The sequence below is a fragment of the Mesorhizobium sp. M8A.F.Ca.ET.021.01.1.1 genome, assembly GCF_003998025.1.
GTDB lineage: Bacteria > Pseudomonadota > Alphaproteobacteria > Rhizobiales > Rhizobiaceae > Mesorhizobium.
On sequence record NZ_RZSJ01000810.1, the window covers coordinates 1 to 2,106 of the forward strand.

Annotated in this window: 1 protein-coding gene; it reads left to right on the top strand. The window is 62.9% G+C overall.

Annotation, left to right across the window (positions count from 1 at the left end):
• Window positions 1-2,106 (top strand): DNA polymerase III subunit alpha (gene dnaE, locus EOA36_RS34185; protein WP_127281102.1); only part of this gene is annotated, 2,106 nt, incomplete at both ends.

The following is a 2,106-nucleotide window of genomic DNA, read 5'->3' on the forward strand; positions in this document are numbered from 1 at the left end:
TCGAAACACCGCCCGGCGAAGCGGTGCACCTGACCACCGAAATGATGGACGGCCAATGTGACGGCCTGATTTGCCTCAGTGGCGGGCCGCGCGGTCCGATCGGCATAGCCCTGAAGGAAGATCGCCGGGATCTCGCCGAGGCGCGCCTGCTCACGCTCAAGGCGATGTTCGGCGACCGCCTCTATGTCGAACTGGACCGGGTTTCGGGTTATGATCGCATGATCGAGAAATCCTCGATCGATCTCGCCTATTCCCATGAATTGCCGCTGGTCGCCACCAACGAGGCCTTCTTCTCGTCGCGCGACGAGTATGAGGCGCACGATGCGTTGATCGCCATCGCCGAAGGTTCGGTCGTCGCCGTCGACACCCGCCGCCGGCTATCGCCGGACAATTTTCTGCGCAGCCAGGCCGACATGGCGAAATTGTTCGCCGACCTGCCGGAAGCGATCGACAACACGGTCGAGATCGCGTTGCGCTGCTCCTACTATCCGAAAACCCGTAGCCCGATCCTGCCGCGTTTCACGGGCGGCGATGCCTCCGACAAGGACGCCGCCGAAAAGGCCGAGGCCGAGGAACTGGCCCGCCAGGCGCGCCAAGGGCTCGATGCCCGGCTTGCCCTGCACGGACCGACACCGGGCTACACGGTCGAGCAATATCGTGAGCGGCTCGAATTCGAGCTTGGCATCATCGAGAAGATGAAATTCCCCGGCTATTTCCTGATCGTCGCCGACTTCATCAAATGGGCCAAGGCACAAGGCATTCCGGTCGGGCCGGGGCGTGGTTCGGGTGCCGGTTCGCTGGTCGCCTATTCGACGACCATCACCGACATCGATCCGCTGCGTTTCTCACTGCTGTTCGAACGCTTCCTCAATCCGGACCGCGTGTCGATGCCCGATTTCGACATCGACTTCTGCCAGGATCGCCGCGAGGAGGTGATCCGCTACGTCCAGCAGAAATACGGCCGCGACCAGGTCGGCCAGATCATCACCTTCGGTACGCTGCAGGCGCGCGCGGTGCTGCGCGACGTCGGCCGTGTTCTGCAGATGCCCTATGGCCAGGTCGACAAGCTCTCAAAAATGGTGCCTCAGAACCCGGCCAATCCGGTCAAGCTCGCCGATGCCATCGCCAACGAGCCACGCTTTGCCGAGGAGGCCGAGAAGGAGCCGATCGTCCAGACGCTGCTCGACATGGCGCAGAAGCTGGAAGGCCTCTACCGCCATGCCTCAACGCATGCCGCCGGCATCGTCATCGGCGACCGACCATTGTCGGAACTGGTGCCGATGTACCGCGATCCGCGCTCGGACATGCCTGTCACCCAGTTCAACATGAAATATGTCGAGCAGGCCGGGCTGGTGAAGTTCGACTTCCTCGGCCTGAAGACGCTGACGGTGCTGGAGACGGCCGTAAAGCTGATCCGTCGCCGCGGCATCGACATCGACCTGGCGACCATCCCGCTTGACGATCCCGAGACCTACGCCATGCTCTCGCGCGGCGAGGTGGTTGGCGTGTTCCAGGTGGAAAGTGCCGGCATGCGCAAGGCACTGATCGGCATGCGGCCCGACTGTATCGAGGACATCATCGCGCTGGTCGCGCTCTATCGGCCGGGCCCGATGGAAAACATCCCGACCTACAACGCCAGAAAGCATGGCGAGGAAGAGATGGCCTCGATCCATCCCAAGATCGACCATCTGGTAAAGGAGACGCAAGGCGTCATCGTCTACCAGGAACAGGTGATGCAGATCGCGCAGGAGCTGTCCGGCTATTCGCTCGGCGAAGCCGACCTTCTGCGCCGCGCCATGGGCAAGAAGATCCGCGCCGAGATGGACAAGCAGCGCGAGCGCTTTGTCTCCGGCGCGGTCGAGCGCGGCGTCGCCAAGCCGCAAGCCGACTTCATTTTCGACCTGCTGGCCAAGTTCGCCGACTATGGTTTCAACAAGTCGCACGCCGCCGCCTACGCCGTCGTCTCGTACCAGACCGCCTATCTCAAGGCGCATTATCCGGTCGAGTTCCTGGCGGCGTCGATGACGCTCGACATGGGCAACACCGACAAGCTGGCCGACTTCCGCCAGGATGCGCTGCGCCTCGGCATAGAGGTCCTGGCGCCTG